This is a genomic window from Actinacidiphila sp. bgisy160, assembly GCF_965342435.1.
In the GTDB taxonomy this organism is placed as follows: Bacteria; Actinomycetota; Actinomycetes; order Streptomycetales; family Streptomycetaceae; genus Actinacidiphila.
Window position 1 is genome coordinate 96,587 of sequence record NZ_CBDRCM010000014.1, and the last position, 25,015, is coordinate 121,601.

28 protein-coding genes and 1 pseudogene are annotated in these 25,015 nt (G+C 72.1%); 21 read left to right on the forward strand and 8 right to left on the reverse strand.

Going from position 1 to position 25,015, the window contains the following annotated elements; all coding sequences use genetic code 11:
- The first annotated feature begins 194 nt into the window (after nucleotides 1-194).
- From ACRWNP_RS14550 to ACRWNP_RS14630, 17 genes are all read left to right on the forward strand, one after another.
- Nucleotides 195-1,280, forward strand: a complete 1,086-nt coding sequence (locus ACRWNP_RS14550) for a hydrogenase expression protein HypE (RefSeq protein WP_431961621.1) — start codon at nucleotides 195-197, stop codon at nucleotides 1,278-1,280.
- A gap of 64 nt (nucleotides 1,281-1,344) precedes the next feature.
- Nucleotides 1,345-3,129 (forward strand): nickel-dependent hydrogenase large subunit, encoded by a 1,785-nt coding sequence (locus tag ACRWNP_RS14555; protein WP_431961622.1) that lies wholly within the window; start codon nucleotides 1,345-1,347, stop codon nucleotides 3,127-3,129.
- Nucleotides 3,126-3,647, forward strand: a complete 522-nt coding sequence (locus ACRWNP_RS14560) for a hypothetical protein (RefSeq protein WP_431961623.1) — start codon at nucleotides 3,126-3,128, stop codon at nucleotides 3,645-3,647. Before ACRWNP_RS14555 ends, ACRWNP_RS14560 begins: the two co-directional genes overlap by 4 nt.
- A complete protein-coding gene (locus tag ACRWNP_RS14565; protein ID WP_431961624.1) occupies nucleotides 3,644-4,291 on the forward strand; it encodes a DUF5947 family protein in 648 nt (215 codons plus the stop codon). Before ACRWNP_RS14560 ends, ACRWNP_RS14565 begins: the two co-directional genes overlap by 4 nt.
- Complete coding sequence (locus ACRWNP_RS14570; protein WP_431961625.1) at nucleotides 4,288-4,935, forward strand: DUF6084 family protein; 648 nt, start codon at nucleotides 4,288-4,290, stop codon at nucleotides 4,933-4,935. Before ACRWNP_RS14565 ends, ACRWNP_RS14570 begins: the two co-directional genes overlap by 4 nt.
- Entirely contained in the window at nucleotides 4,932-6,296 is a 1,365-nt protein-coding gene (locus ACRWNP_RS14575) for a hypothetical protein (protein WP_431961626.1), read from the forward strand. Before ACRWNP_RS14570 ends, ACRWNP_RS14575 begins: the two co-directional genes overlap by 4 nt.
- Entirely contained in the window at nucleotides 6,293-6,811 is a 519-nt protein-coding gene (locus tag ACRWNP_RS14580; RefSeq protein ID WP_431961627.1) for a hydrogenase maturation protease, read from the forward strand. Before ACRWNP_RS14575 ends, ACRWNP_RS14580 begins: the two co-directional genes overlap by 4 nt.
- 52 nt (nucleotides 6,812-6,863) lie before the next feature.
- Nucleotides 6,864-6,968: a DUF6893 family small protein gene (locus tag ACRWNP_RS14585; RefSeq protein WP_431961628.1), complete on the forward strand. Its 105-nt coding sequence runs from the start codon at nucleotides 6,864-6,866 to the stop codon at nucleotides 6,966-6,968.
- A gap of 173 nt (nucleotides 6,969-7,141) precedes the next feature.
- Complete coding sequence (locus tag ACRWNP_RS14590; RefSeq protein WP_431961629.1) at nucleotides 7,142-7,540, forward strand: hydrogenase maturation nickel metallochaperone HypA; 399 nt, start codon at nucleotides 7,142-7,144, stop codon at nucleotides 7,538-7,540.
- Between the two features lie 5 nt (nucleotides 7,541-7,545).
- Nucleotides 7,546-8,343 carry a hydrogenase nickel incorporation protein HypB gene (gene hypB / locus ACRWNP_RS14595; protein WP_431961630.1) on the forward strand — a complete coding sequence of 266 codons (798 nt, stop codon included), beginning with the start codon at nucleotides 7,546-7,548 and terminating at the stop codon, nucleotides 8,341-8,343.
- A complete protein-coding gene (gene hypF, locus ACRWNP_RS14600; RefSeq protein WP_431961631.1) occupies nucleotides 8,343-10,715 on the forward strand; it encodes a carbamoyltransferase HypF in 2,373 nt (790 codons plus the stop codon). Before hypB ends, hypF begins: the two co-directional genes overlap by 1 nt.
- Nucleotides 10,715-11,014 (forward strand): HypC/HybG/HupF family hydrogenase formation chaperone, encoded by a 300-nt coding sequence (locus tag ACRWNP_RS14605; RefSeq protein ID WP_431961632.1) that lies wholly within the window; start codon nucleotides 10,715-10,717, stop codon nucleotides 11,012-11,014. Before hypF ends, ACRWNP_RS14605 begins: the two co-directional genes overlap by 1 nt.
- Nucleotides 11,011-12,135, forward strand: a complete 1,125-nt coding sequence (hypD, locus tag ACRWNP_RS14610; RefSeq protein ID WP_431961633.1) for a hydrogenase formation protein HypD — start codon at nucleotides 11,011-11,013, stop codon at nucleotides 12,133-12,135. The genes ACRWNP_RS14605 and hypD overlap by 4 nt, the downstream gene beginning before the upstream one ends.
- A gap of 79 nt (nucleotides 12,136-12,214) precedes the next feature.
- Nucleotides 12,215-13,204 (forward strand): hydrogenase expression/formation protein HypE, encoded by a 990-nt coding sequence (gene hypE / locus ACRWNP_RS14615; RefSeq protein ID WP_431961667.1) that lies wholly within the window; start codon nucleotides 12,215-12,217, stop codon nucleotides 13,202-13,204.
- Between the two features lie 95 nt (nucleotides 13,205-13,299).
- Complete coding sequence (locus ACRWNP_RS14620; RefSeq protein WP_431961634.1) at nucleotides 13,300-13,557, forward strand: hypothetical protein; 258 nt, start codon at nucleotides 13,300-13,302, stop codon at nucleotides 13,555-13,557.
- Nucleotides 13,558-13,864: 307 nt separating this feature from the next.
- Nucleotides 13,865-14,290, forward strand: a complete 426-nt coding sequence (locus tag ACRWNP_RS14625) for a hypothetical protein (RefSeq protein WP_431961635.1) — start codon at nucleotides 13,865-13,867, stop codon at nucleotides 14,288-14,290.
- A 247-nt stretch (nucleotides 14,291-14,537) separates the two neighbouring features.
- Nucleotides 14,538-14,999, forward strand: a complete 462-nt coding sequence (locus tag ACRWNP_RS14630) for a DUF5709 domain-containing protein (RefSeq protein WP_431961636.1) — start codon at nucleotides 14,538-14,540, stop codon at nucleotides 14,997-14,999.
- A gap of 22 nt (nucleotides 15,000-15,021) precedes the next feature.
- Here the strand turns inward: ACRWNP_RS14630 and ACRWNP_RS14635 are convergent, their stop codons facing one another.
- Together ACRWNP_RS14635 and ACRWNP_RS14640 are read right to left on the reverse strand one after the other, a co-directional pair.
- Nucleotides 15,022-16,596 carry an MFS transporter gene (locus ACRWNP_RS14635; RefSeq protein ID WP_431961637.1) on the reverse strand — a complete coding sequence of 525 codons (1,575 nt, stop codon included), beginning with the start codon at nucleotides 16,594-16,596 and terminating at the stop codon, nucleotides 15,022-15,024.
- A 645-nt stretch (nucleotides 16,597-17,241) separates the two neighbouring features.
- Complete coding sequence (locus ACRWNP_RS14640; RefSeq protein ID WP_431961638.1) at nucleotides 17,242-17,664, reverse strand: hypothetical protein; 423 nt, start codon at nucleotides 17,662-17,664, stop codon at nucleotides 17,242-17,244.
- Nucleotides 17,665-18,258: 594 nt separating this feature from the next.
- On the opposite strand from ACRWNP_RS14640, the gene ACRWNP_RS14645 reads away from it, so the two are divergent.
- Nucleotides 18,259-19,566, forward strand: coding sequence for an epoxide hydrolase family protein (locus tag ACRWNP_RS14645; protein WP_431961639.1), 1,308 nt, complete (start codon nucleotides 18,259-18,261; stop codon nucleotides 19,564-19,566).
- 607 nt (nucleotides 19,567-20,173) lie between these two features.
- Here ACRWNP_RS14645 and ACRWNP_RS14650 read toward each other — a convergent pair.
- Complete coding sequence (locus ACRWNP_RS14650) at nucleotides 20,174-20,371, reverse strand: hypothetical protein (RefSeq protein ID WP_431961640.1); 198 nt, start codon at nucleotides 20,369-20,371, stop codon at nucleotides 20,174-20,176.
- A gap of 142 nt (nucleotides 20,372-20,513) precedes the next feature.
- Here ACRWNP_RS14650 and ACRWNP_RS14655 point away from each other — a divergent pair, with 142 nt between their 5' ends.
- Nucleotides 20,514-21,656 (forward strand): glutathione-independent formaldehyde dehydrogenase, encoded by a 1,143-nt coding sequence (locus tag ACRWNP_RS14655; RefSeq protein WP_431961668.1) that lies wholly within the window; start codon nucleotides 20,514-20,516, stop codon nucleotides 21,654-21,656.
- Between the two features lie 28 nt (nucleotides 21,657-21,684).
- Here the strand turns inward: ACRWNP_RS14655 and ACRWNP_RS14660 are convergent, their stop codons facing one another.
- The 3 genes from ACRWNP_RS14660 to ACRWNP_RS14670 all read right to left on the reverse strand — a co-directional run bounded on the left by ACRWNP_RS14660 (nucleotide 21,685) and on the right by ACRWNP_RS14670 (nucleotide 23,100).
- Nucleotides 21,685-21,924, reverse strand: a complete 240-nt coding sequence (locus ACRWNP_RS14660) for a hypothetical protein (protein ID WP_431961641.1) — start codon at nucleotides 21,922-21,924, stop codon at nucleotides 21,685-21,687.
- Between the two features lie 109 nt (nucleotides 21,925-22,033).
- Nucleotides 22,034-22,273 carry a DUF397 domain-containing protein gene (locus tag ACRWNP_RS14665; RefSeq protein ID WP_431961642.1) on the reverse strand — a complete coding sequence of 80 codons (240 nt, stop codon included), beginning with the start codon at nucleotides 22,271-22,273 and terminating at the stop codon, nucleotides 22,034-22,036.
- 5 nt (nucleotides 22,274-22,278) lie between these two features.
- Nucleotides 22,279-23,100: a helix-turn-helix domain-containing protein gene (locus tag ACRWNP_RS14670; RefSeq protein WP_431961643.1), complete on the reverse strand. Its 822-nt coding sequence runs from the start codon at nucleotides 23,098-23,100 to the stop codon at nucleotides 22,279-22,281.
- A gap of 167 nt (nucleotides 23,101-23,267) precedes the next feature.
- Here ACRWNP_RS14670 and ACRWNP_RS14675 point away from each other — a divergent pair, with 167 nt between their 5' ends.
- Together ACRWNP_RS14675 and ACRWNP_RS14680 are read left to right on the forward strand one after the other, a co-directional pair.
- Nucleotides 23,268-23,702, forward strand: coding sequence for an ATP-binding protein (locus tag ACRWNP_RS14675; protein ID WP_431961644.1), 435 nt, complete (start codon nucleotides 23,268-23,270; stop codon nucleotides 23,700-23,702).
- A 289-nt stretch (nucleotides 23,703-23,991) separates the two neighbouring features.
- Nucleotides 23,992-24,162, forward strand: a complete 171-nt coding sequence (locus ACRWNP_RS14680) for a hypothetical protein (RefSeq protein ID WP_431961645.1) — start codon at nucleotides 23,992-23,994, stop codon at nucleotides 24,160-24,162.
- A 113-nt stretch (nucleotides 24,163-24,275) separates the two neighbouring features.
- Here ACRWNP_RS14680 and ACRWNP_RS14685 read toward each other — a convergent pair.
- Together ACRWNP_RS14685 and ACRWNP_RS14690 are read right to left on the reverse strand one after the other, a co-directional pair.
- Nucleotides 24,276-24,629, reverse strand: a pseudogene (locus tag ACRWNP_RS14685) ((2Fe-2S) ferredoxin domain-containing protein); the annotation flags it as partial.
- On the reverse strand, nucleotides 24,626-25,012 hold the full coding sequence (locus ACRWNP_RS14690) for a PPOX class F420-dependent oxidoreductase (protein WP_431961646.1): 387 nt from the start codon (nucleotides 25,010-25,012) through the stop codon (nucleotides 24,626-24,628). The pseudogene ACRWNP_RS14685 and the gene ACRWNP_RS14690, both read right to left, overlap by 4 nt.
- Nucleotides 25,013-25,015: the final 3 nt, after the last annotated feature.

Below are 25,015 nucleotides of genomic sequence, written 5' to 3' on the forward strand. Positions count from 1 at the left end.
ACAGACGCGCACAGCCGCCTCCGCCACGCCACCGTGCGCGCCGGCCGCCTTGGCCATGGTTCGGGGCGGGGCCCACGGATCGCGGGGCGGTCACCGTGTTGGCCCTCTTCGACGTCCCCTCCCGGCGAGCCAGTCGCTATCAAGGGGATAGATGCCTTTATGTGGCATTTGTCGCTCGATGAGGAGGCATCCCGATGGATGCGACTGCTTCGACCAGGAACGACGTCGCGCGGACCCCGGCAGCCGGGGACGGGCAGGCCCCGATCCACATTCTCTGGATCAACGCGGGGCTCAGTTGCGACGGCGACTCGGTGTCGCTGACCGCCGCGACGTTGCCGAGCATCGAGGAGATCGCCCTCGGCGGCCTTCCCGGACTCCCCGAGATCCAGGTGCACTGGCCGCTGATCGACTTCGAGTGCGGTCCGGTGGGGGGCGCCGACACCTTCATCGAGTGGTTCTTCAAGGCGGAGCGCGGCGAGATCGATCCGTTCGTCCTGGTCGTCGAGGGGTCCATCCCCAATGAGGCGATCAAGGCCGAGGGTTACTGGTGCGGCTTCGGAGACAACCCCGAGACGGGCCAGCCGATCACCACCAGTGAGTGGATCGACCGTCTCGCGCCCAAGGCCCTGGCCGTGGTCGCCATCGGCACGTGTGCCACCTACGGCGGCATCCATGCCATGGAGGGCAACCCGACCGGCGCCATGGGCGTGCCGGACTACCTGGGCTGGGAGTGGAAGTCGAAGGCGGGCATCCCGATCGTCTGCGTGCCCGGCTGCCCGATCCAGCCGGACAACTTCGCCGAGACGCTGACGTACCTGCTCTACCAGGCGGCCGGCTCCGCGCCGATGATCCCGCTGGACGACAAGCTGCGCCCGGCGTGGCTGTTCGGCGCGACCGTGCACGAGGGCTGCGACCGCGCGGGCTACTACGAGCAGGGCCAGTTCGCCGACCGCTACGACTCGCCGCAGTGCCTGGTGAAGATCGGCTGCTGGGGCCCGGTCGTCAAGTGCAACGTCCCCAAGCGCGGCTGGATGGACGGCATCGGCGGCTGTCCCAACGTCGGCGGCATCTGCATCGCCTGCACCATGCCCGGCTTCCCGGACATGTTCATGCCGTTCATGGACGAGCCGCCCGGCGCACGGCTGTCCAGTACCGCCAGCGGCGCGTACGGCGCGGCGATCCGGCGGCTGCGCTCCATCACGGCCAGGACCGTGGACAAGGAGCCCAAGTGGCGTCACACCGGCCGGAAGCTCACCACGGGCTACAAGGCGCCCTGGTGACCTCACGGCACCGGCCCGGCCACTGACCCCCACCTCCCCGCTTGACGAAGGGCACGCACACACCATGGCTCCGAAGACGAAGACGGCCGGAGACGGCAGTGGCCTGATGGAGATGTCCTGGGATCCGATCACCCGGATCGTGGGCAGCCTCGGCATCCACACGAAGATCGACTTCAAGCAGAAGCGCGTCGCGGAGTGCTACAGCACCTCGTCGGTCTTCCGCGGCTACAGCGTCTTCATGCGGGGCAAGGACCCCCGCGACGCGCACTTCATCACCAGCCGGATCTGCGGCATCTGCGGCGACAACCACGCCACCTGCTCGGTCTACACGCAGAACATGGCGTACGGGGTGAAGCCGCCGCACCTCGGGGAGTGGATCATCAACCTCGGCGAGGCCGCGGAGTTCATGTTCGACCACAACATCTTCCAGGAGAACCTGGTCGGGGTCGACTACTGCGAGAAGATGGTCCGCGAGACCAACCCGGGCGTCATGGACCAGGCCGACCGCACCGAGGCCCCGCACGCCGCCGAGCACGGCTACCGCACCATCGGCGACATCATGCGCTCGCTCAACCCGCTCGAGGGTGAGTTCTACCGCGAGGCGCTGCAGGTCAGCCGGTACACCCGGGAGATGTTCTGCCTGATGGAGGGCCGGCACGTCCACCCCTCCACCCTTTACGCGGGCGGTGTCGGCACCATCGCGTCGGTGCAGTTGTTCACCGACTACCTCACCCGGCTGATGCGCTACGTGGAGTTCATGAAGCGCGTCGTGCCGCTCCACGACGACCTCTTCGACTTCTTCTACCAGGCCATGCCCGGCTACGAGGAGGTCGGCCGCCGCCGCGTCATGCTCGGCTGCTGGGGCGCGTTCAACGACCCGGAGCACTGCGACTTCACGTACGCCAACATGACCGACTGGGGACGCAAGATGTTCGTCTCCCCCGGCATCGTCGTGGACGGGAAGCTGGTCACCAACGACCTGACGCAGATCAACCTGGGCATCCGCATCCTCCTGGGCAGCTCCTACTACCAGGACTGGGAGGGCCTGCAGCAGTTCGTCACGCACGACCCGCTCGGCAACCCCGTCGACCCGCGCCACCCGTGGAACCAGCACACCATCCCCGCGCCCCAGAAGCGTGACTTCGGCGACAAGTACAGCTGGGTGATGTCCCCGCGCTGGTTCGACGGCAAGGACCACCTGGCGCTGGACACCGGTGGCGGCCCGCTCGCCCGTCTGTGGTCCACCGCGCTCAACGGCCTGGTCGACCTGGGCTATGTGAAGGCCACCGGGCACAGCGTGGTGATCAACCTGCCCAAGACGCTCACCAAGCCGGAGACCACCCTCGAGTGGAAGATCCCGCAGTGGAGCAACGCCCTGGAGCGCAACCGGGCCCGCACCTACTTCCAGGCCTACGCCGCCGCCTGCGCCCTGCACTTCGCCGAGATGGGGCTGGAGGAGGTGCGCGCGGGCCGCACCCAGACATGGGAGAAGTTCGAGGTGCCGGACGAGAGCATCGGCGTGGGCTTCACCGAGGCGGTGCGCGGCGTGCTCTCGCACCACATGGTCATCCGCGACGGCAAGATCGCCAACTACCACCCGTACCCGCCGACCCCGTGGAACGCCAGCGTGCGCGACACCTACGGCACCCCGGGCCCGTACGAGGACGCGGTGCAGAACACCCCGATCTTCGAGGAGAACTCCCCGGAGAACTTCAAGGGCATCGACATCATGCGGGCCGTGCGCAGCTTCGACCCCTGTCTGCCGTGCGGCGTGCACATGTACGTCGGCGGCGGGCGCACCGTGGAGAAGCTGCACGTGCCCACCGGCCTGAGCGGAATGGCGGGATGAGCGCCGAGCAGACGGCGCGGCGCGTCGAGGAGATCCTCGACGCGTTCGCGGCCTCAGGCGACGGCGAGACGGCGCGCGCGGCCGAGGAACTGGTGCGCACCCTCATGGAGTTCTACGGCGCGGGCCTGACCCGCGCGGTCACTTTGCTGAAGAACAGCTCGACCGACCCGCTCGCCGTGCTGATGGCCGACGAGATGGTGGCGGGCCTGCTGACCCTCCACGACCTGCACCCCGAGGACACCCTGACCCGGGTCGGGCGCGCCGTGGAGGCGGCACGCGCCGGGGCGACGGTGGGCATCGAGCACTTCGACCCCGAGACCGGCACGCTGCGGCTGAGCGCCCGCGAGGACGGCGGCTGCGGCTGCCCCAGCACCATGGACGCCACCCGGGAGCGCATCGAGGCCGCGCTGTCCTGCTTCGCCCCGGAGGTGGCGGTGGTCGAGATGCCGCGCTCGGGTCCGGCCGCGGGCGAGCCCGCGCTGCTGCAGATCGGCAACCGCCCGCCGGAGGCGCCGTGAGCCCGCAGACCGCCGGGGGCGGACTGCGCCGTTTCGTGGCGCCCCGCCAGCCCGCGGTCGAACGCTGCGAGCTGTGCGGAGTGGACCTGACGGGCCCCCACCGGCACCTGGTCGACACCGGCAAGCGCGCGCTGACCTGCGCCTGCGTGCCGTGCGCGCTGCTCTTCGAACGGCCCGGCGCGGGCGGCGGACGCTTCGCCTCGGTGCCCGACCGGGTGCTGAGCGACCCGGGCTCGGTGCCCGACGCGGCCTCCTGGCAAAGGCTGCGCATCCCCGTCTCGGTCGCCTTCTTCTTCCACAACTCGGCGCTCGACCGGCCCGTGGTCCTCTACCCGAGCCCGGCCGGCGCCACCGAGAGCGAGGTCGATCCCGGCACCTGGCGGACCGTGTTCGGCCACTCGCCCCTGGCCGGCGTGCTGCGGCCGGACGTGGAGGCGCTGCTGGTCCGCAGGGACGGCGCTGGGGGCGCCGGCGGCGAGTGCTTCCTCCTCCCGGTCGACCGCGCCTACGAACTGGTGGGCCGGCTGCGCCTGAACTGGCAGGGATTCGACGGCGGTTCCGGCGCCCGCGCCGAACTGGCCGCCTTCTTCGACGACGTACGACAGCGGGCCGCACCGGCGCCGCGGGAGGGGTTGCCGACGTGACCGAGCTGGACTTCGGCTGCACGGGCGTACGGGCCGATCCGTACGCCGCAGGACCGACGCTGGTCTTCCGGCTGCGGATCACCGCCCCCGGCGGGGAGCGGGTGCACGCCCTCGCGCTGCGCTGCCAGTTGCGCATCGAGCCGGCGCAGCGGACGTACGGCGACGGGGAGGCGCGGGGCCTTCGCGACCTGTTCGGCGAGCGCGCGCGGTGGGGCACCACCCTGCAGCCGCTGCAGTTCGCGCAGGTGTCGTTGATGGTGCCGGGCTTCACCGACGAGACCGAGGTGGATCTGCCGGTGCCGTGCACCTACGACATGGACGTCGCCTCGACGAAGTACTTCGAGGCCCTGGCGGACGGTGAGGCGCCGCTGCTGCTGCTCTTCTCCGGCACCGCCTTCGTCGGCCCCGGCGGCTTCCAGGTGCGGCCGGTGCCCTGGGACAAGGAGGCCGTGTGCCGCATGCCGATGGCGGTGTGGCGCGAGACCATCGACGCCCACTTCCCGGGCTGCGGCTGGATCCGGCTGCCGCGTACGGCGCTGGAGTCGCTGCGGTCCTTCCGCAGCGCGCACGCGCTGCCCTCGTGGGAGGCGACCGTCGAGGCCCTGCTCGCCGGCGCCGGCGCACCGGCCGGGGGTGCCCGGTGACGGCCGCCACGGAACGTTTCGCGACCGCGCGTCAGGCCGCCGACGCCGTCCTGTTCGAGGGCTACGTGCTCTATCCGTACCGGGCGTCCTCGGCGAAGAACCGGATGCGCTGGCAGTTCGGGGTGCTCGTGCCCCCGATGTGGGCGGCCACGTCCGGCGAACCCTTCCTGCAGCGCACCGAGATCCTCATGGAGCCGCGCGCGGACGCCGCGCTCCACGCGGAGCTGCGCTTCCTGCACGCCCAGCGGCGCACGGTGGAACGGGCCCTGAGCGACGGCGGGTTCGAACCCACCGACGAACTCCGGCTGCCGGACCGGGTGCTGGTTCCGTGGGACGAGGGCGTGGAGGAACGCGTCGAGGTGTCCGTCGACGTCGCGGCGCTGACCGCCGAGGACGTCGTCCTGCCGTTCACCGTCCCCGCGACGGAGGAGACGGAGATCGTCCCGGGGGAGGACGGCGCCACCGTCGGGCGCGTGACGCGCCGCCGGGCCCGCGTCGAAGGCGTCCTGCGCCTGTCCGCGGAGGAACTGCCGGGGCCCTACCGGGTGCTGAGGCTCACCGCCGTCGCGGAGAACACCGGGTGCGCCCTGGTCTCGGACCGGGAGGAGGCGCTGCCGCACGCGCTGGTCTCGGCCCACCTCATGCTCGGCCTGACCGCCGGCTATTTCGTGTCGATGACGGACCCGCCGGAGTGGGCGAAGGCCGCCGTCGCCGAGTGCCGCAACGAGAACACCTGGCCGGTGCTGGCGGGCGACCACGCCGCGGCGAACGTGGTGCTCTCCTCCCCCATCATCCTGGAGGACCATCCGCGGATCGCCCCGGAGAGCCCGGGCGCGCTCTACGACGCCACCGAGATCGACGAGATCCTGGCACTGCGCACCGCCGCCCTCACCGACGAGGAGAAGCGGCAGGCACGCGGCACGGACGACCGGGCCGCCGCGGTGATCGACCTGGCCGATTCCATGCCGCCGGAGGTGATGGAGCGACTGCACGGCGCGGTGCGCGCGCTGCGCGAGGTCACCGGGCCGCGGGCCGAGCCCGCCGCGGTCCCCGGGACCCCCTGGTGGGACCCGGGCGCCGACGCCTGCGTCGACCCGGTCCGGGACCGCGTCCTGGTCTGCGGCACCTGGGTGGCCGCCGGCAGCCGGGTCGTCCTGCGCCCGGGATCGCGGCGCACCGACGCGCAGGACCTGTTCCTGCACGGGCGCAGCGCCCAGGTGGAGGCGGTGCTGCACGACGTGGACGGCGGAGTGCACCTCGCGGTCACCGTCGACGGCGACCCCGGCGCGGACATCCGCCGCGAACAGGGCCGCTTCCTGTACTTCCAGCCCGACGAGCTCGCCCCTGTGGAGGACGCGTGAGCACCGGAGGCGTGCTGGTCGCCGGCATCGGCAACATCTTCCTGGGCGACGACGGCTTCGGCGTCGAGGTGGTGCGGCGGCTGTCCGGGCACCAGCTGCCCGACGGCGTCCACGTCACCGACACCGGCGTACGGGGCGTGCACCTGGCGTACCAGCTCCTCGACGGGTACCGCAGCGTGGTCCTCGTGGACGCCGTCGCACGCGGTGGCCCCCCCGGCACGCTGCACCTCATCGAGGCGCCGCCACCCGGCACCGACGGCCCCGGCGAGTCCCTCGTCGACGGGCACCGGATGACCCCGGACAGCGTGCTGGCACTGCTCGACACCCTCAGCGCCGGAACGGGATCCCCCAAACCCTCCCGGGTCCTGGTGGTCGGCTGCGAGCCGGCCTGCCTGGAGGAGGGCATCGGTCTGAGCGCTCCCGTGGCCGCCGCCGTGGACAAGGCCGTGCGCCTGGTGCTGCGGGTCGTCGGCGAGGAGTGCGACCGGCCCTCGGACCCGCACGCGGTGGCCTGACGGCCCGCCGCCGCCGCACAGCGCAGCAACGAGCAGAAAGGAGCACCCCGCCATGTGGAAGATCGCCCTCAGCGCGGTGGGCGCGGCCGTGGCCGCCCTCGCCATGTCCCGCGTCCTGCCCGACGTGAAGCGCTACATGCACATCCGGTCCATGTGAGGCCGAACGGGTAGGCCGTCACGGGCCCGGCGGCGTGGCGGGCCGCCCGCCCCGGGCGCCGGGCCTTCAATGGAGCCGCGTGAGCCGCCGGCACCGCCCACCGGGCTCACCGGGCTCACCGGGCTCACCGGCAGCCGGGTCCGGCCGGCACCCGCACACCGGAGAAGAGACCGATGCACGAGATGTCCATCGCAATGGCGGTGGTGGAGCAGGTCGAGGAGGCCGCCGCCCGGCTCGCGGACGGCACCGAGGCGGCGCCCTCGGCGCAGTCCGTCCACCTGGAGGTCGGCGAACTCGCCGGTGTCGTGGCGGACGCCCTCGCCTTCAGCTTCGACCTCGCCTGCGCCGGCACCGTACTGGAGGGCGCGGCCCTCATCACCGAGACCGTCCCGGGCCGGGCCCGCTGCGCGCGCTGCGTGCGGGACTGGCCCACCGGCATGCCACCGCGGCTGAGCTGTCCCGGCTGTGACAGCGCGGCGACGGAGCTGCTGTCCGGACGTGAGCTGCGGATCACCGAGGTGCGGTGGGCCGAGCAGCGCCGGCCGGCCGCCACATTCCCCGAGGAGCGCTGAGCGCCATGTGCAAAGTGACCGATCTGCGACAGTCCGTACTCGCCAGGAACGACCGCGGCGCACAGGACCTGCGGGAGGAGCTCGTCGCGCGCGGAACCGTCATGGTGAACCTGCTGTCGAGCCCGGGCAGCGGCAAGACCGCGCTGCTCGAGTCGGAACTGGGGCTGGCCCGGCTGCGCGGGGTGCCGGTGGCGGCGCTCACCGCCGACCTGGCCACCGAGAACGACGCGACCCGGCTGGCCCGCTCCGGTGCCCCGGTGCGGCAGGTGCTCACCGACGGGCTGTGCCATCTGGAGTCTGCGATGGTGCGCTCGCACGTCGACTCGTGGCTGCCGGAGGGCACGCACCTGCTGTTCGTGGAGAACGTCGGCAACCTCGTCTGCCCCGCCTCGTACGACCTCGGCGAGTCGCTCCGCGTGGTGTTGGCCTCGGTCACCGAGGGCGAGGACAAACCGCTGAAGTACCCTACGGCCTTCGGCCTGGCGCATCTGGTGGTCGTGACCAAGCACGACATCGCCCAGGCGGTCGGTTTCGACGAGCCGGCCTTCCTCGCGGCCGTCGCCCAGGTCAACCCGGGTGTGGAGGTGGTCGTCACGTCCTCGCGGGACGGTGAGGGCGCGGGTGTGCTGCTCGAGCGGGCGCTGGCCGTGCACGCGGGCGCCGCGGTGCACCGCCCGGTGATGGCGCGCACCGCCGTGGACCACGGAAACCCGCACCCACACGGGCACGGACATACGCACCCGCACCCGGACCCGCGCGAGGACGGCGCCGGGGACACCCACTCCGTGGGCCACACACACTGATGCCGGGTCAGCCGGGGCCCGCGGCCCGGACCGCGCAGCGCCGCCAGGTGCTGGTCCGGGGGGTCGTGCAGGGGGTCGGCTTCCGGCCGTTCGTGTTCGGCCTGGCCCGTGAGCTGGGGCTCGCGGGCCATGTCGGCAACACCGGCGACGGGGTGGTCGCCGAGGTCGAGGGCGCTCCCGGCGCGGTCGCGGCCTTCTGTGACCGGATCGGCTCCGAGGCGCCGCCGCTGGCGGTGGTGGAGTCGGTGTCCCACCGTCCCGTCCCCCTCGCGGGCGGCACGGACTTCACCATCAGCCCCTCGCGTCCCGGCGGCGCGGCCTCCCGCACCCTGGTCTCCCCCGACACGGCCACCTGCGAGGCGTGCCTGGCCGAGCTGCGCGACCCCGCGGACCGCCGCCACCGGCACCCGTTCATCACCTGCACGCACTGCGGGCCGCGCTTCACCATCGTCACCGGCCTGCCGTACGACCGCCCCAACACCACGATGGCCGGCTTCCCGATGTGCGCGAAGTGCCGGGCCGAGTACGAGGATCCCGCCGACCGCCGCTTCCACGCGCAGCCGGTCTCCTGCCACGACTGCGGTCCCCGGCTGCGGCTGGTCCTGCCCGGCGCGGACGGGGTCGGCGGCGCGGGGCAGGAGGGCGAACCGGTCGCGCTGGCACGGCGGCTGCTGGCGGCGGGCGCGGTCGTCGCGGTGAAGGGCCTGGGCGGCTACCACCTGGCCTGCGACGCGGGCAACGAGGAGAGCGTACGACTGCTGCGCACCCGCAAGGACCGCGGCGACAAGCCGTTCGCCCTGATGGCGCGGGACCTCGCGGACGTCGAACGGCTGGCCCACCTCGGCCGAGCGGAGCGGGCGTTGCTCACCGGCACCCGCCGGCCGATCGTGCTGCTGCGGCGGCGGCCGGGGGTGCGTGAGGTGGCGGAGGCGGTGGCACCGCGGGTGGCCGACCTCGGGGTGATGCTGCCGTACACGCCGCTCCACCATCTGCTGCTGGGGCTGCCGTGCGATCCCCCGGGACCGCGGCTGCTGGTGATGACCAGCGGCAACCTGGGCGGTGAGCCCATCGTCACCGACGACGAGCAGGCGCTGGAGCGGCTGGCGGGCCTGGCCGACGCGTGGCTGACGCACGACCGGCCCATCCATGTGCCGTGCGACGACTCGGTGGTGCGGATCTGCGACGGCGAGGAACTGCCCGTGCGGCGCTCGCGCGGCTACGCGCCGTTCCCGGTGCCGCTGCCCGTGCCGGTGGCGCCGGCACTGGCCGTGGGAGGCGACCTGAAGAACACCTTCTGCGTGGGCGAGGGCCGGCACGCCTGGCTGTCGGCCCACGTCGGCGACATGGACGACCTGGCGACCCTGACGGCCTTCACCGACGCCGAACGGCAGTTGGAGGCGATCACCGGGGTCAGGCCCGTGCTGCTGGCCGCGGACCGGCACCCCGGCTACCGCTCGGTCGGCTGGGCGCGGCGATCCGCGGGCGACCGGCCGCTGCGGCAGGTGCAGCACCACCACGCCCACGTCGCGGCGGCGATGGCCGAGGCGGGGCTGGACGGGACGCGCCCGGTGATCGGCGTCGCCTTCGACGGCACCGGCCACGGCGACGACGGCGCGGTGTGGGGCGGCGAGTTCCTGCTCGCCGGCTACGACGGCTTCCGGCGGCCCGCGCATCTGGCGTACGTGCCGCTGCCCGGCGGGGACGCGGCCGTGCGCCGCCCGTACCGGATGGCGCTCGCGCACCTGTGGGCGGCCGGACTTCCCTGGGCGCCGGACCTGCCGTGCACGGCCGCCTGCCCGGAGGACGAACGGGTCGTGCTGGCCACCCAGCTGGAGCGCGGGCTGCACTGCGTCCCGACCTCCAGCATGGGCCGGCTCTTCGACGCCGTCGCCTCGCTGACCGGGGTGTGCCACGAGGCGGGGTACGAGGCACAGGCCGCCGTCGAGTTGGAGGCCGCGGCCGTGGCGGCGGGCGGTCTGCCCGCCGAGGGCTACTCCTTCGCGCTGCGCGCCGGCGCCGGCGGGGCGACCGCCTGCGACCCGGCCCCGGTGCTGGCGGCCGTCGTCGCCGACCTGGGCGCGGGCGTGCCCGCCGGGGTGATCTCGGGGCGCTTCCACCGGGCGGTGGCCGACCTCGTGCGGCGGGTGTGCGCCGCCGTGCGGGAACACGACGGCATCACGACGGTGGCGCTGAGCGGTGGCGTCTTCGCCAACGCGCTGCTGTCCTCAGCCTGCGCACGGGACCTGCGCACGGACGGGTTCACGGTGCTGCGCCACCGGCTCGTACCGCCCAACGACGGAGGCCTGGCGCTCGGCCAGCTGGTCGTCGCCGCCCGTGGCCTCCCCCACCATCCACAGCGAGGAGACAGCTGATGTGCCTGGCGGTACCCGGCAAGGTGCTGGAGATCGAGGAACGTGACGGCACCAAGATGGCGACCGTCGACTTCGGCGGCGTGGTGAAGGACGTGTGCCTGGAGTACCTGCCCGACCTGCGGGTCGGCGAGTACGCCATCGTCCACGTCGGCTTCGCGCTGCAACGGCTCGACGAGGAGTCGGCGCGGCAGACGCTCGCCCTCTTCGGGAACCTCGGGCTGCTGGAGGAGGAGTTCGGCGACCCCTGGAAGCAGGCGGCCGCCGAGGTGGCAACGACGGCGGAGGCGGACAACAGGTGAAGTACATCGACGAGTTCCAGGACCCGGAGCTGGCCCGGAGACTGCTGGACGACATCCACGCGACGGTGACCAGGCCGTGGGCGCTGATGGAGGTGTGCGGCGGCCAGACCCACACCATCATCCGGCACGGCATCGACCAGCTCCTGCCGAAGGCGGTGGAACTCATCCACGGCCCCGGCTGCCCGGTCTGCGTGACCCCGCTGGAGGTCATCGACAAGGCACTGGAGATCGCCTCCCGCCCCGGGGTGATCTTCTGCTCCTTCGGTGACATGCTGCGCGTCCCCGGCACCGGGCGCGACCTCTTCGGCGTCCGCGGCGAGGGCGGTGACGTACGCGTCGTCTACTCCCCGCTGGACGCGCTGCGGATCGCCCGGGAGAACCCTGACCGCGAGGTCGTCTTCTTCGGCATCGGCTTCGAGACCACCGCCCCGCCCAACGCGATGACCGTCCACCAGGCGCGGAAGCTCGGCATCGCCAACTTCAGCCTGCTGGTGTCCCACGTCCGCGTCCCCCCGGCCATCGAGGCGATCATGCGCTCCTCCGACTGCCGTGTGCAGGGGTTCCTGGCGGCCGGTCACGTGTGCAGCGTGATGGGGACGGAGGAGTACCCGGAACTGGCGGAGGGCTTCGGCGTGCCCATCGTCGTCACCGGCTTCGAGCCGCTGGACATCCTGGAGGGTGTGCGCCGCGCGGTGCACCAACTGGAGCGCGGTGAGTACCGGGTGGAGAACGCCTACCCGCGCGCCGTGCGCCCCGAGGGCAACCCGGCGGCCAAGGCGATGCTCGCGGACGTCTTCGAGGTCACCGACCGCTCCTGGCGGGGCATCGGCGTCATCCCCGCAAGCGGCTGGCGGCTGTCGGAACGCTACCGGGAGTACGACGCGGAGCACCGGTTCTCCGTGACCGGCATCACCACGAAGGAGCCGGCCGCCTGCCGCAGCGGCGAGGTGCTGCAGGGCCTGATCAAGCCGCACGAGTGCGAGGCGTTCGGCGGTGTCTGCACGCCCCGCACCCCGCTCGGCGCCACGATGGTCTCCAGCGAGGGGGCCTGTGCCGCGTACTACCTCTACCGCCGGCTCGGCGGGACCAGCGCACCCCTGGAGGCGAGCCCCGTTGGCTGACATCGCCAAGACCCTCGCCGCGCCGGACTTCTCCGGCTGGACCTGTCCGGCGCCACTGCGCGACCAGCCGCGGGTGGTGATGGGCCACGGCGGCGGAGGCACGCTGTCGTCGGAACTCGTCCGGCACGTCTTCGCCCCCGCCTTCGGCGGCGAGGTGCTGGCCGGTCTCGCCGACTCCGCGGCCGTGACGCTGGGCGGGGCCCGGCTGGCGTTCTCCACCGACTCCTACGTGGTGCGGCCGCTGTTCTTCCCCGGCGGCAGCATCGGCGACCTCGCCGTCAACGGCACGGTCAATGACCTGGCGATGAGCGGGGCCAGGGCGGCCTATCTCTCCTGCGGCTTCATCCTGGAGGAGGGCGTGGAGATGCCGCTGGTGGCGCGGGTCGCCGAGGCGCTCGGCGCGGCCGCGCGCACCGCGGCGGTAGAGGTCGTCACCGGCGACACCAAGGTCGTCGAGGCCGGTCACGGCGACGGGCTGTACGTCAACACCGCGGGCATCGGGCTGATCCCGGACGGCGTCGACATCCGCCCGCAGCGTGCCGCACCGGGCGACGTGGTCATCGTCAGCGGGGAGATCGGCGCGCACGGCGTCGCGGTGATGAGCGTGCGCGAGGGCCTGGAGTTCGGGGTCGAGATCGAAAGCGACACGGCGGCACTCGGCGGGCTCGTCGAGGCCGTGCTGCGCGTCACGACGGACGTGCACGTGCTGCGCGACCCCACTCGCGGCGGTCTGGCGGCCGCCCTCAACGAGATCGCAGCCGCCTCGGGGGTCGGTGTCGTCCTCCAGGAGCGGGCGGTGCCCGTGCCGCCCGCGGTGGCCAACGCCTGCGCGGTGCTCGGGCTGGACCCGATGTACGTCGCCAACGAGGGCAGGCTCGTCGCCTTCGTGCCCCGCGCGGTCGCCGAGGAGGTGCTGGCCGCGATGCGCGCCCATCCGCTGGGCGCGAGCGCGGCCGTCATCGGCGAGTGCGTTCAGGACCACGCGGGCATGGTCGTCGCCCGTACGGGCCTGGGCGGGACGCGCGTGGTGGACCTGCCGCTGGGCGAGCAGCTGCCGCGCATCTGCTGACCGCCCCGGCTCCGGCCGGCCCGCGGACGCGGACCGGCCGGGCACGGCCCGCGCACCGCACCGCCGCATCTCGGCGAGCACCCCGGGAGCACGGCGTGGCATTCCGGCATCCCGCCGAGCGGAGCGGCGACAAAGACGAACGGGGCCGGTTCGAGCGGCTCGCCGACGCCGCGTCCAACTTCACCGCGTCGCCGCTCTTCTGCGGCGTCTGCCTGCTCCCGGCGGCCGGCTTCCTCGTCGTCCACGCCCTCCAGCCGCCCTTGAACTGGCAGCTGTCCGCCGCGGATCTGACGACGGCGGTCACCCTGCCGCTGCTCGCCCTCCTCAAGAACGCCGAAAGCCGCGCTGCGTGAGGCGACCGGGCTCCACAAGGACGCGTGATCGCCCCGGGCTTTTTGATTGTCCGTCAATAATCCTGTTGCACAAGAGATCTGTCGTTCCATCACCTGTTTGCGGGTAGGCCGGGACACTTTCGCGGTTGACTGGGCACATGGCGTGTGACCTGCGGTGACCGGCCGGCCCCGGCCCGCGTGGGGCCGCGTTCGGCGCTGTGTGCGCCGCCTTCGAGTGGCAGGCCCCACGGGGTCCTGTTTTGCTCCGCGTGGAGCCGACCGCCCTGGAACCGCTCCTCTCCCTGTCCGTTCGACCTGGAGCTGCCTCATGCCTACATCACGCGTACTTGGCGGCGTCGCCATGGCCGCGGCCGTCTTCGGTCTCACTGTTCCCACAGGCTCTGCCTCCGCCAGCGACTTCTCCGATGCGTGGGTCGCCCCCTACTACGCCGTCCCCGGAATGCGGCTGACGGTCATGACCACGGCCTGCGGCCGTGACGCCAACTACTCCAAGGGCCAGTCCGAAGCCGGCGGCCAGGTCAACCTGCTGCCCCTGGGCGGGGGCGGCCTGCTGGCCGGCAGCTTCCGGGTGCCGAAGCACACCCGGCCGGGCTGGTACACCGTGACGCTGCGGTGCCCGCCGCGCATCCAGGTCAAGGCCTCCTTCCGGGTGGTCCGCGGATTCGCTCACGGGTTCTCCGGCCTGGACTGCGACGACTTCGGTCCCGTCGGCCGGCGGTCCGCCAAACGCTGACCCCCGGTGCACGAATCTTCGGATCGCCGCCCCGGCCGCCGGGAGGGATGACGGTGGCGCGGCCGGGGCGGCGGGGGGCACCGGCACCGGACCGCGGGTGAAGGTCCGGGAGACGCTCTCGCACCGATCTTTTTCACGCTTCCGGGTGGCGGTCGGCGTCCGGACGGAAGAGTGTGGAGAAAAGAGGGGGCGCGCGGCCCGCGAGGCGGCGCCGAGGCGGTGGCGGCGCGTGAGCGAGGAGACGGACATGCGAGAGAACGAGATGGGTGACGCGGTCTACCAGCCGGACGGGTCAGAGGTGCAGGACGACGCCGGGCTGCTGGAGCCTGAGGACACTCTGGACTACCACGGCGTCGACCAGATACTCGACGAGGGCTACTCACCGCCGGAGCGGCCCTGGGCGGTGAACAAGCCCGCCACCACCGCGGCGGGCCGCCTGCGGGGCGAGACGCTCGACGAACGCCTGGCCGAGGAGCTCCCGGACCTGCCGATCCCCGAGGGGGACGGCATCGGTGACGCCTGGGACACCGACGGGGAGCTGATCGACGGCGAGGTGGGCGGGCCGCGCGCCGGGCGGCTGGTCGCCCCCGACGAGGGCGCGCACTACGACATCGATGGCATGGTCGCCCAGGACATCGGCATCGACGGGGCGGCCGCCTCCGCCGAAGAGGCCGCGATGCATCTCGTTCCCGAGTCCGAGGAGTACTGACCCCGCCCACCGCTCGCGCGGCTCACACCGCCGGGGGGCGTTCCTTGCGCGTGCCGGGCCCACCGCCGGCCGCCGTCCCGGGCGCGGGCCGCACACCGCACTGCAGGGGCGGGCCGCCGATGGCGCAGTAGTGCTTGCACGGCGGGGCCGGCTTGACCGGCTCTTCCAGGGTCTCGCGGAGCACATCGGAGCGGATGCCGAGCCAGGCCAGGAGCGAGCCCACCGCCAGCATCCCGGCGCAGATCACGACGGCGATGCGGAAGCCCTGCCCGAAGGCGGCCGGGTCCTCGTAGTCGTCGCCGGAGAGCCCGGCCATCAGCGGCAGGGCCGCCACCGCGAGCAGGCCCGCCGCACGCGCCACGGCGTTGTTCACGCCGGAGGCGGTGCCCGCGAGCCGTACGTCGGCGGCGCCCAGGACGGTGGCGGTGAGCGGGGCGACCGTGGTCGCCAGGCCCAGGGCGAAGACGCACACCGCGGGCAGGACGTCCGCGACGTACGAGGCGTCCGCGCCGATCCGCAGCATCAGCAGCAGGCCGACGGCGGAGATCGCCGGGCCCACCGTCATGGGGATGCGCGGCCCGATGCGCTCGGCGAGCCGGCCCGCGCGCTCCGATAGCGCCAGCATGATGACGGTGACGGGCAGCAGCGCCGTCCCGGAGGCCAGGGGGGAGTACCCGGACTCGGTCTGCAGCTCCAGTACGAGGAAGAAGAACACGCCGCCGAGCGCCGCGTAGACCGCGAAGGTGACCAGGTTCGCGGCGGTGAACTGGCGGTTCGAGAAGAGCCGCGGCGGCAGCATCGGGTGTGCGCTGCGCCGCTCGGTCACCACGAACCCGGCGAAGGCGGCCAGGCCCACGACGCCCGAAACGCAGACGGCCGCGATGTCCGGGTGACTTCCCCCGGCGGCGATCAGGGCGTAGGTGACCCCGGCGAGGCCGACCGCGCCGAGCACCGCGCCCGCGACGTCGAAGCCTCCGGTGACGCTCTCGTCGCGGCTCTCCGGGACGTGCCGGGCGGCGACGGCGATGACCAGGGCGGCGAGCGGGAGGTTGATGAAGAACACCCAGCGCCAGCTGACGGCGTCGACCAGCCAGCCGCCGAGCAGCGGCCCAAGCGCCCCCGCGATGCCACCGAGGCCCGACCACACGCCGATCGCCCGGGCCCGGTCCTGGGACGCGAAGGACGCCTGGATCAGGGCCAGCGAGCCGGGGGTGAGCAGCGCCCCACCGACGCCCTGCAGGGCGCGGGCGCCGATCAGCAGCTCGATACCGGGGGCGATGCCGCACAGCAGGGAGGCCAGCGCGAACCAGACCGTGCCGATCATGAAGATCTTGCGCCGCCCGAAGCGGTCGCCGAGCGAGCCTCCCAGCAGGATGAGCGCGGCAAGAGTGAGGGTGTAGGCGTTGATCGTCCACTGGAGGCCGGCGAGCGTGGCGTCGAGGTCCTTGCCGATCGTCGGGAGGGCGACGTTGACGACGGTGCCGTCGAGAAGGGTCATGCCCGATCCCAGGACCACCGCCGAGAGGACCCATCGCCCGCTCGCCCCGCCCAGCGTCAGCGTCCCGGCCCGGTCCGTCGCGCTCGCGGCTTCCGTCATCGCAGCCTCCGCCATCCCCCGCCGTCCCCCGCGGGTCCTCACCGAATCTACTCCGGGGGGCGGGGCGCCGCGTGACAGCCGGGCGCGTCCGCACGCCGTGCCCCGTCGGCGCACACCCGGACCGAGGGGTACGGGCGCGGGCCAACGTGTTCCCCCTGACCCGCGCCCCCGGCGTGCCGCGGCCGGGCCGGCAGATGCGTACGGCGTCCTCGCTTCGAAGGTGCCCTCTCCGCGCCGGCGCCAGGGCGGCCGGTGCGGCACCGGTGCCGGTGCTCCCGGCCGGGTGAGCGTAGTGGGAAAGGGTCGGGTGATGTGACGAAGGGGCCCGCCGGCGCCGTGAGGAAGCACCATGGCACACAGCCCCCGGCCGAAGCGGGGCCGGGGCCAGGCCGGGGGCGGCGTGGCCGTGCGGTCGCCGCAGCGCGCTCTGGACCGGCACCGGCTGCGGCACCTGCTGGACGCGGTCGGCGCGGTCAGTGCCGACCTGGACACCCGGAGTGCCGCGGCGCATCGTGGCGGCGGCCGCCGACCTCGCCGCCGCGCGCCACCAGCCTGCGCCCGCCGGGCGACTCACGTGATCCCGGCGGGACACCGCGACCGAGACGAGAGTCGCCCGGCGGCGGGGACCCTGGCGGGCAGTCGCCCTCAGGCGGCCTGCCGCGGCGGAAGGAAGGCGCCCGCGCTCTCCGGTGCGGGCCACGGGGTCACGGTCTCTCCGGCGACGAGCCAGCCGTGGGCACCGCCCCGCTTCAGGCGCAACTCGTAGAGGAAGGGCGCGGCGGTGTCGCTCATGCGACGGTAGAGCAGCGCCGTCGCGTACTCGCCCTGGTCCTCGGCGTGCAGGATCTCGTACTCGGTGGACAGGGGCGCCTCGCCCGCCTCACCGCGGGCGGCGAACTCCGCGAAGACCTCTTTGCGAGGGGCGGCCGCGATGGTGCCCTCCCGGGTCGGGAACAGGATCGCCATGTCGTCCGTGTAGAGCTCCTCCATGGCGTCCATGCGGTAGTTGCTTCCGTCGTGCACGACGCGCGAGATGAACTCCCGCATGTCATCGGTGATGGCACTCATAGCCGTTCCTCAGCTTCGTGTTGGGTTCCGCGGCAGCTCACGGGGGCGGACAGCCTGCGGAGCGCGGTGTGGTGACAGGGCAGGGCCGGAAAGGACTCCGAGCTGTGTTCCCGACGGGGTCGGGCCCTGCCCGGTACGACGAGCAGCGAATGTTCGACGTACGGCGAACAAGCTAACACGGCGGGCTCCGGTGCCGGCGTTTCACGAGAGCGTGACGGTGCTCTCACCGTGGAGAAACACACGGTGTCACGCGAATTCCGAATCCGATGCGTGACTCTTGCCACCCGCACACCTTTTCCGGCCACTGTTATGCGGGGGTATGGTCGCAGACAAAGTTCGACGACTGCCGAACGACCCGGAGGCCGCGCTCGCCTTCGCAGGTGAAGTGCTCATGCGCCGCCGGGCCTCGCGGCACCGGGTCCAGCAGTCTCGATTCCGGAGATCGCGGTCCGCCGGGCCGCGTCCGCACCTTTTCCCGGCGCGGGCGCCGGGAGCGAGGCACAGCGTCCCGTTGGCACTTGGGGGCAGGCAAGCGATCGGCTGGGCTGCTCCACGTTTTCTGAAATCGGGAGAAAAGAGCGGAGTGAGTGACGCATGACTGACCAACCGAACAAACTCAGCCGTCGACGGCTGCTGCACGCCATGGGTGCGCTGGGTGCGGGGACCGCCGCGGCGGCCATGGCATCCGGGGTCGCCGGTGCCGCTGAGGCCGTCACGACAACGGATGCCTCGGCCGCGCGCCTGTCCATGCCGTCGGCAGGCCACGGGGCGGTCGTCCCCATGCGATTGCACGTGCCGGAGCGCATGCTGCAGGACCTGCGGCGGCGGCTGGACATGACGCGCTGGCCGGCCGAAGAACTCGTGGACGACTGGACGCAGGGGGCACCGCTGTGGCGGGTCAAGCGACTTGTGGACCACTGGCAGCGGCATTACGACTGGCGCAGGGTGGAAGCGCTGCTCAACCGATTCGGCCAGTACCGCACCGTGATCGACGGCGTCAGCATCCATCTCCTGCACGCCAGGTCACCTCATCGCGACGCGATGCCCCTCATGCTCACGCACGGCTGGCCCGGCTCGATCCTGGAATTCCGCAAGGTGATCCGGCGCCTCACGCATCCCACGGAGTTCGGTGGATCCCCCCGGGACGCCTTTCATGTGGTCACCCCCTCCCTCCCGGGGTTCGGTTTCTCCGACGAACCGGACGAGCTGGGCTGGGGCCGTGTGAGGACGGCGAAGGCCTGGGCCGAGATCATGCCCCGCCTCGGCTACGACCACTACCTCTCCCAGGGCGGGGACTGGGGCGCGGCGGTCAATGTGCAATTGGGGGTGCTACGTCCCAAGGGGCTGCTGGGTATTCACCTGAACTTCCCTCAGATCGTCCCTCCTGACCTCGACCTGAACCATCTGACCCCCGAGGAACGGGTGGCGATGAGCCAACTGGAGGCCCAGCAGAAGAACGAGATCGGATATCAGCTCGAAATGATGACCAGGCCCCAGACCGTGTCCTACTCCCTGGCCGACTCCCCGGTCGGGCAGGCTGCCTGGATCTACGAGAAGTTCGGGGTCTGGACCGACAGCAACAGGAATCCCGAGTCGATTCTGACCATGGACGAGATGCTGGACGACATCACCTTGTACTGGCTGACGAATACAGCGGAGTCGGCCGCGCGCTTCTACTGGGAGAACTCGGACATCACCATGAACGCCGTCAGGATCGACGTGCCCATGGGTGTCACACTGTTCCCCAAGGAGTTCTACACGCCGCCCCGCGCCTGGGCCGAGAAGGCGTTCCCCAACCTCGTCTACTGGAACAAGGCGAGCAAGGGCGGTCACTTCGCCGCCTTCGAACAGCCGCAGATCTTCGCGGAGGAAGTGCGCAGGTTCGGCAGGCTGTTCCGCTGAGGCCGCGGCGCCCGCACGGTCCGGGTCGGCGCCGGGGTGGTGCCGGGGTGGTGCCGGGGTGGCGCCGGTGGCGAGGTGGTCTACCTGCTGCTGGCCGCGCGCTGTTAGAGGAATGCGGTTACCGGGCGGGTGGGCCCGGTTGACCGCCGCCCTCGGTTCGCCCCGTAACTTCACGGCCCTGGCCTTGAGGACCGTGAGGCCACATCGGTCGGCTCACGTCCCGGACGCGAGCGTCCATGGGCGCCTCCGCTCGGCAGCCGGTGACCGGGATGCCGGTCGTCGGCCCGGGCGGAGCACGTCGTCCATACCGCCGGGAAGTCCGGGGCGGAAGATTTCGGGCGAAGGACGTCGGGGGCGTCGCCGTCCGGCAGCGACGCCCGGCCGTCCGTCGCCGACGGCGCGGCGCGAAGGTCGGACAGCAGGGCACGGCGGTACGCCGGGCCGCGCCGTCGGATGCCGTCCCATGCCGTCTCCGGGCGATCCCTCCGCGCGGCAGCGCGGAACCGCCCTCCTCCTCGACCGGCTGTGAACGGCCGGCCCCAGGCGGCGGCGACCGGGCATCCGGTGCGTCGCCGGAAGCGCTACCGCTTCCGGCGCCCGCCGGATGTCACGGTGTGGGGCCCTCGTACACGTCGTCATTGCGGCCCTCGGCGAACTCCCACCACGACAGCGGCAGCCAGTCGCCGTCCACGAAGGCGTCGACGGAGGAGCCCATCCCGCTGATGGCCACGCGCGTGCCGACCGGGTACACCGTGCCGGACAGGCCGGGTATGGGGACGAGCAGCGTTCCTGAGCGCTGGGCCATTCTTCCCGCCTTTCCTCGCGGCCAATCCGCAAATAGCCATATTTAGGTGAAGAATAGCTGGCTTGTCTCGTACTGCCCAAGGGGGGAGCATGAGAAATAGGTCACGTAAGCCATGAATCAGACACCAATCGGAGGTGTCCACGTGAAGGCCGTCGTCTACAAAGGACCGTTCGAGGTAGCCGTCGAGGAAGTTGACAATCCGCGCCTGCAGCACCCCAACGACGTGGTGGTCAGGGTGACGTCCACCGCGATCTGCGGCTCCGACCTGCACATGTACGAGGGCCGGACCGCCGCGGAACCCGGCATCGTCTTCGGCCACGAGAACCTGGGAATCATCGACCAGGTCGGCGAGGGGGTCACCACCCTCAAGCAGGGCGACCGTGTGGTCATGCCCTTCAACGTCGCCTGCGGATTCTGCAAGAACTGCTCGGCGGGTTTCACCGGCTACTGCCTGACGGTCAATCCGGGGTTCGCCGGAGGCGCTTACGGCTATGTGGCCATGGGCCCCTGGCCGGGCGGTCAGGCGGAATACGTGCGCGTACCGTACGCGGACTTCAACTGCCTGAAACTGCCGGAGGGCACCGCCAGCGAGAACGACTTCGTGCTCCTGGCCGACATCTTCCCCACCGGTTACCACGGCTGCGAGCTCGCCCAGGTCTCCCCCGGCGAGAGCGTCTCGGTGTACGGCGGCGGCCCCGTCGGGCTGATGGCCGCGTACTCGGCGATGCTGCGCGGGGCGGCCAAGGTGTTCGTCGTGGACCGCGTGCCGGAGCGGCTGCAGAAGGCCGAGGAGATCGGCGCGGTCCCGATCGACTTCACCAAGGGCAGCCCGGTGGACCAGATCAAGGAGCACACGAAGGGCGAGGGCACCGACAAGGGCGTCGACGCGGTCGGCTACCAGGCCCAGGCCGGCGGCGCGGGCCGCGAGGAGCCCGCGGCGGTGCTGAACTCCCTGATCGACACCGTGCGCCCCACCGGCGCCCTCGGCATCCCCGGCCTGTACGTGCCCTCCGACCCCGGCGGGCCGGACGAGCAGGCCAAGAGCGGGCGGCTGCTGGTCGCCGTCGGCCGGCTCTTCGAGAAGGGCCTGCGGCTGGGCACCGGGCAGTGCAACGTCAAGCGCTACAACCGGCAGCTGCGCGACATGATCATCGAGGGTCGCGCCCGTCCGAGCTTCGTGGTCTCCCACGAACTGCCCCTGACGGACGCGCCGTCGGCGTACGAGAAGTTCGACAAGCGGATCGAGGGCTACACCAAGGTCGTCCTCCACCCCGGTCAGGGCTGACCGGATCCGACGGACCGCGCCCGGGGCCCTAGCGGCTCTGCGGGTCCTGGGCGTCGTACGGCCCGGAGGGGCTGACCTCTTCCAGGGTGTACGTGTACAGGTCGAACTCCACCAGCCCGTCCGCGTGCGTGGTGACCCGCGGCGGACGGGTCCCGGAATACCGTGAGGCGATGACGTCGGCGACCCTGTGGGCGGTCGCCGCGTCCGCCGCGGCGATGCGCACGTAGGCCACCCCCGGTTCGTACAGCGGTCCGAGTTGTCCGGTCATGCTGCTCCCCTTGTCCCGTCCGTCCGGCGGATTACCGCTGGAGACAGCCCGTCGGTCGTCGCGGTTGCCCGCGCGGGCTGGGTTCACTCGAAGATGTCAATCCGGGGGCTCACGAGAGCAGGAAGTCGGCCTTCCCGTCCTTGGCGCCCTCGATGAACATCCTGATCTCCTGGTCCGTGTAGATGAGGGCCGGCCCGTCGGGGTCGGTGGACTGCCGCAGCGCGACTCTGCCGTCGGCCAGTTTCATGGCTTCCACGCAACTTCCCCCGTTGCCGCCGCTCCACGGCTTGTGCCAGCCCTCGGTGCCGAGGTCGAGGGCGCGCATGCCGTTGTATATGCGGTCGTCCATGTGTGTCAGATCTCCTTGCGGATGCCATCGAGGATGGCTGCGGTGCTGTGTGCGGGCGCGGCTTGCGCGCACATCCGGTCCAGGGCCTGGAGGAACGCCGAGACGTCGTCCACGTCGTCCAGGTAGGCGGCGCCCACCAGGCTCTCGGTGAACACGACGTCCGGCAGCTCGCGGATCTGGAACCGGAAGATGTGGAATGGCCCGTACATCGCCGGGTGCGGCCCGGCGTCGAAGGGCATGATCTGCAGTCGCACCCGCGGTGTCTCGCACGCCTCGGCCAGCCGGTCCAGCTGGGCACGCATGACGCCGGGACTGCCGATGGGGCGGCGCAGCACGGTCTCGTCCATCACCACCCACAGCAGGGGGGCGTCCGGCCGGGCGATCAGCGCCTGCCGCTCCTGCCGGAGCGCGACCAGGCGGTCGATTTCCTCCGTGGACGCTCCGGGGCGGCCCGCCCTCAGCACGGCGCGCGCGTAGTCCTCGGTCTGGAGCAGCCCGGGGACGTAGTGCGGCTCGTAGGCGCGGATGATCGCGGCCTCGCCCTCGAGGCTGACGAAGGCACTGAACCAGGACGGAAGAACGTCGCGGTAACGGTGCCACCAGCCGGGGCGGTTGCCCTGCCGGGCGAGGTCGACGAAGGTCGCCGCCTCGGCGGCGTCGACGCCGTACAGCGCCAGCAACTTCTCCACGTACGGGATGCGCAGGCCGACCTCGGCCTTCTCCATGCGGCGCACCGTGGCATGAGTGACATCCAGCTCGCGCGCGGCTTGCTCGTACGAGTAGCCCGCCTTCTCCCGCAGGTCATGGAGGCGTTTGCCGAGAATCACGCGGAGAACGGTCGGCGCCCCGCTCGCCCTCGCCTCACCCACGCTGCAACTCCCGCATGGCAGCAGTGTGCCATGTCACGAATGGAACCCACACCCTGCTACTGGCGATTGTGCAATTTGCAGAATGACCCTTGCCTTCTGTGTAAGCAGTGGCCATAGTTACCGGTGTGCTCTTTGCCATCAGCGCCCGGGACACCTTCCGGCTCCGACTGCCGGCGCAGGCTTCCTCCGTCGGCGTCGCACGGCGTCAGGTGCGCTCCGCGCTGAGCAGATGGGGCCTGGTGGGGCTGGGCGACGACGCCGGCCTCGTGGTGAGCGAACTCTTCACCAACGCCGTGGTGCACAGCGGCAGCGACCACGTCGCGTGCCTGCTCTGGACGGCGGCCGGCAAGCTGCACATCGAGGTCGTCGATGAAGGGCGCGGGCCCGCCGGCCCCCTGGCGCGCACGGCCGCCGACGGCGACGAGAACGGCCGCGGGCTCGCCCTCGTCGCCCATTTGGCCGAAGGCTGGGGTGTCCGGCCACCGGCTCACGGAACCGGTCGCGCGGTGTGGGCGACCCTCTCCTGCGCCCGTCCCGAGGCGGTCCGGCGCAGCGGTTGAACGCCGGGCGACCTCCGGTCGGCGCCCGCGGGAAGGGTGGCCTTCGTCGCGGCTCGCCGTATTGGGATGGTGGCACCCCGCGTCCGGGCATAGGCTTCTCCCGACGGAAAGGCCCCGGGGGAGCACCAACACCCCCTGCCTCCGCCCCGGGAGGAACCGCCCACCGCGATTCCCGCCCGGTTCCGCAACCGGCGCCACCGCGTCCGCTCAGCCATCAGCCCGACCGGGCGGTCGGCGTCCGGCAGCGGCCGGGCCGGCGTCCGGCTCACCCGACACGAAGGAGTGCGCGGTGACACCCGAGAAGTCAAAGCGGAACCAGCTCAGCAAGGAGCCCGACGATCAGCCCGCGCAACAGCGGGAGGTGCGGAACCTGGACGTCTGGGCCAGGTCGGCACCGATCCGACTGGCCGGCTACGAGGACGATCTGAACGAACCGCACATCCTGCGCGGCATCGACTGACCCTCCGGCACGGCCGGTTCACGGGCCGTACGGGCAATGAAGCCCGTGCGGCCCCTGCCGTGTCCCGCCGCCTGACCCGCCGCGTCCGCCGCGCCCATGACGCGGCCGCCCGGCGGCTCGATGGCGTACAGGTCCAGCACGTCGGGCGGCACGGCACGGCCCGGTCCCCCGGCGCGCACCCAGGCGACGATGTCGTCCACGGCTCCGGGGTCGTTGACCAGGCCCAGCCAGACCGGGCGGCCGCCGGCCGCACGTCCCTCCGGGGAGGGCTGCACGACCACGACGTTCGCCTGCCCGCACACGTCGAGGCACTCGGTGACGCGCACCCGGCAGACCCCGGCGAGTTCCCGCCGGAGCCGGTCGAGTTGCGCGTCGTGGTCGACGCCGGGGACCTTCTCGGTACCGCAGCAGCAGTCGCGGCAGACGCTCACCGTGCAGGCGCCCCGCCGCAACACACCGACGCTCACGTGAAGGTGATCCGCACGCCCACGGTGCCTTCACGACCGCGGCGCAGCCGGCTGCCGAACAGGGTCAGCCGGCCGAGCAGCCCGTACTTGCGGGCGACCAGGGAGCGGTAGCGCTCGGTCTCCTGCGGTCCGAGGATCTCGGCCCGGGCCGGCACCTGCTCCCCGGTGGGGTTGCCGCGTACGTCGCAGGGGCCGACCAGCACGTCGGAGCGGTTGCGGATCCGCTTGACCTTGCCGGAGCCCGCCGCGGTCCACACGCCGAGCGCCGCTCCGTCGCGGACCACCCACACCGGGGTGGGCACGGTACGGCCGTCCCGCCGATACGTGGTGACCAGTAGGTACTTGCCCGCCGCGAGCCGGGCGGACGCGCTGTCCTCGATCATGCA

Coding starts and splice junctions, on each gene's coding strand:
- ACRWNP_RS14550 (WP_431961621.1), top strand. CDS start 195: ATGGATGCGACTGCTTCGACCAGGAACGACGTCGCGCGGACCCCGGCA.
- ACRWNP_RS14555 (WP_431961622.1), top strand. CDS start 1,345: ATGGCTCCGAAGACGAAGACGGCCGGAGACGGCAGTGGCCTGATGGAG.
- ACRWNP_RS14560 (WP_431961623.1), top strand. CDS start 3,126: ATGAGCGCCGAGCAGACGGCGCGGCGCGTCGAGGAGATCCTCGACGCG.
- ACRWNP_RS14585 (WP_431961628.1), top strand. CDS start 6,864: ATGTGGAAGATCGCCCTCAGCGCGGTGGGCGCGGCCGTGGCCGCCCTC.
- ACRWNP_RS14590 (WP_431961629.1), top strand. CDS start 7,142: ATGCACGAGATGTCCATCGCAATGGCGGTGGTGGAGCAGGTCGAGGAG.
- hypB (WP_431961630.1), top strand. CDS start 7,546: ATGTGCAAAGTGACCGATCTGCGACAGTCCGTACTCGCCAGGAACGAC.
- hypF (WP_431961631.1), top strand. CDS start 8,343: ATGCCGGGTCAGCCGGGGCCCGCGGCCCGGACCGCGCAGCGCCGCCAG.
- ACRWNP_RS14605 (WP_431961632.1), top strand. CDS start 10,715: ATGTGCCTGGCGGTACCCGGCAAGGTGCTGGAGATCGAGGAACGTGAC.
- hypE (WP_431961667.1), top strand. CDS start 12,215: ATGGGCCACGGCGGCGGAGGCACGCTGTCGTCGGAACTCGTCCGGCAC.
- ACRWNP_RS14625 (WP_431961635.1), top strand. CDS start 13,865: ATGCCTACATCACGCGTACTTGGCGGCGTCGCCATGGCCGCGGCCGTC.
- ACRWNP_RS14630 (WP_431961636.1), top strand. CDS start 14,538: ATGCGAGAGAACGAGATGGGTGACGCGGTCTACCAGCCGGACGGGTCA.
- ACRWNP_RS14635 (WP_431961637.1), bottom strand. CDS start 16,596: ATGACGGAAGCCGCGAGCGCGACGGACCGGGCCGGGACGCTGACGCTG.
- ACRWNP_RS14640 (WP_431961638.1), bottom strand. CDS start 17,664: ATGAGTGCCATCACCGATGACATGCGGGAGTTCATCTCGCGCGTCGTG.
- ACRWNP_RS14645 (WP_431961639.1), top strand. CDS start 18,259: ATGACTGACCAACCGAACAAACTCAGCCGTCGACGGCTGCTGCACGCC.
- ACRWNP_RS14650 (WP_431961640.1), bottom strand. CDS start 20,371: ATGGCCCAGCGCTCAGGAACGCTGCTCGTCCCCATACCCGGCCTGTCC.
- ACRWNP_RS14660 (WP_431961641.1), bottom strand. CDS start 21,924: ATGACCGGACAACTCGGACCGCTGTACGAACCGGGGGTGGCCTACGTG.
- ACRWNP_RS14665 (WP_431961642.1), bottom strand. CDS start 22,273: ATGGACGACCGCATATACAACGGCATGCGCGCCCTCGACCTCGGCACC.
- ACRWNP_RS14690 (WP_431961646.1), bottom strand. CDS start 25,012: ATGATCGAGGACAGCGCGTCCGCCCGGCTCGCGGCGGGCAAGTACCTA.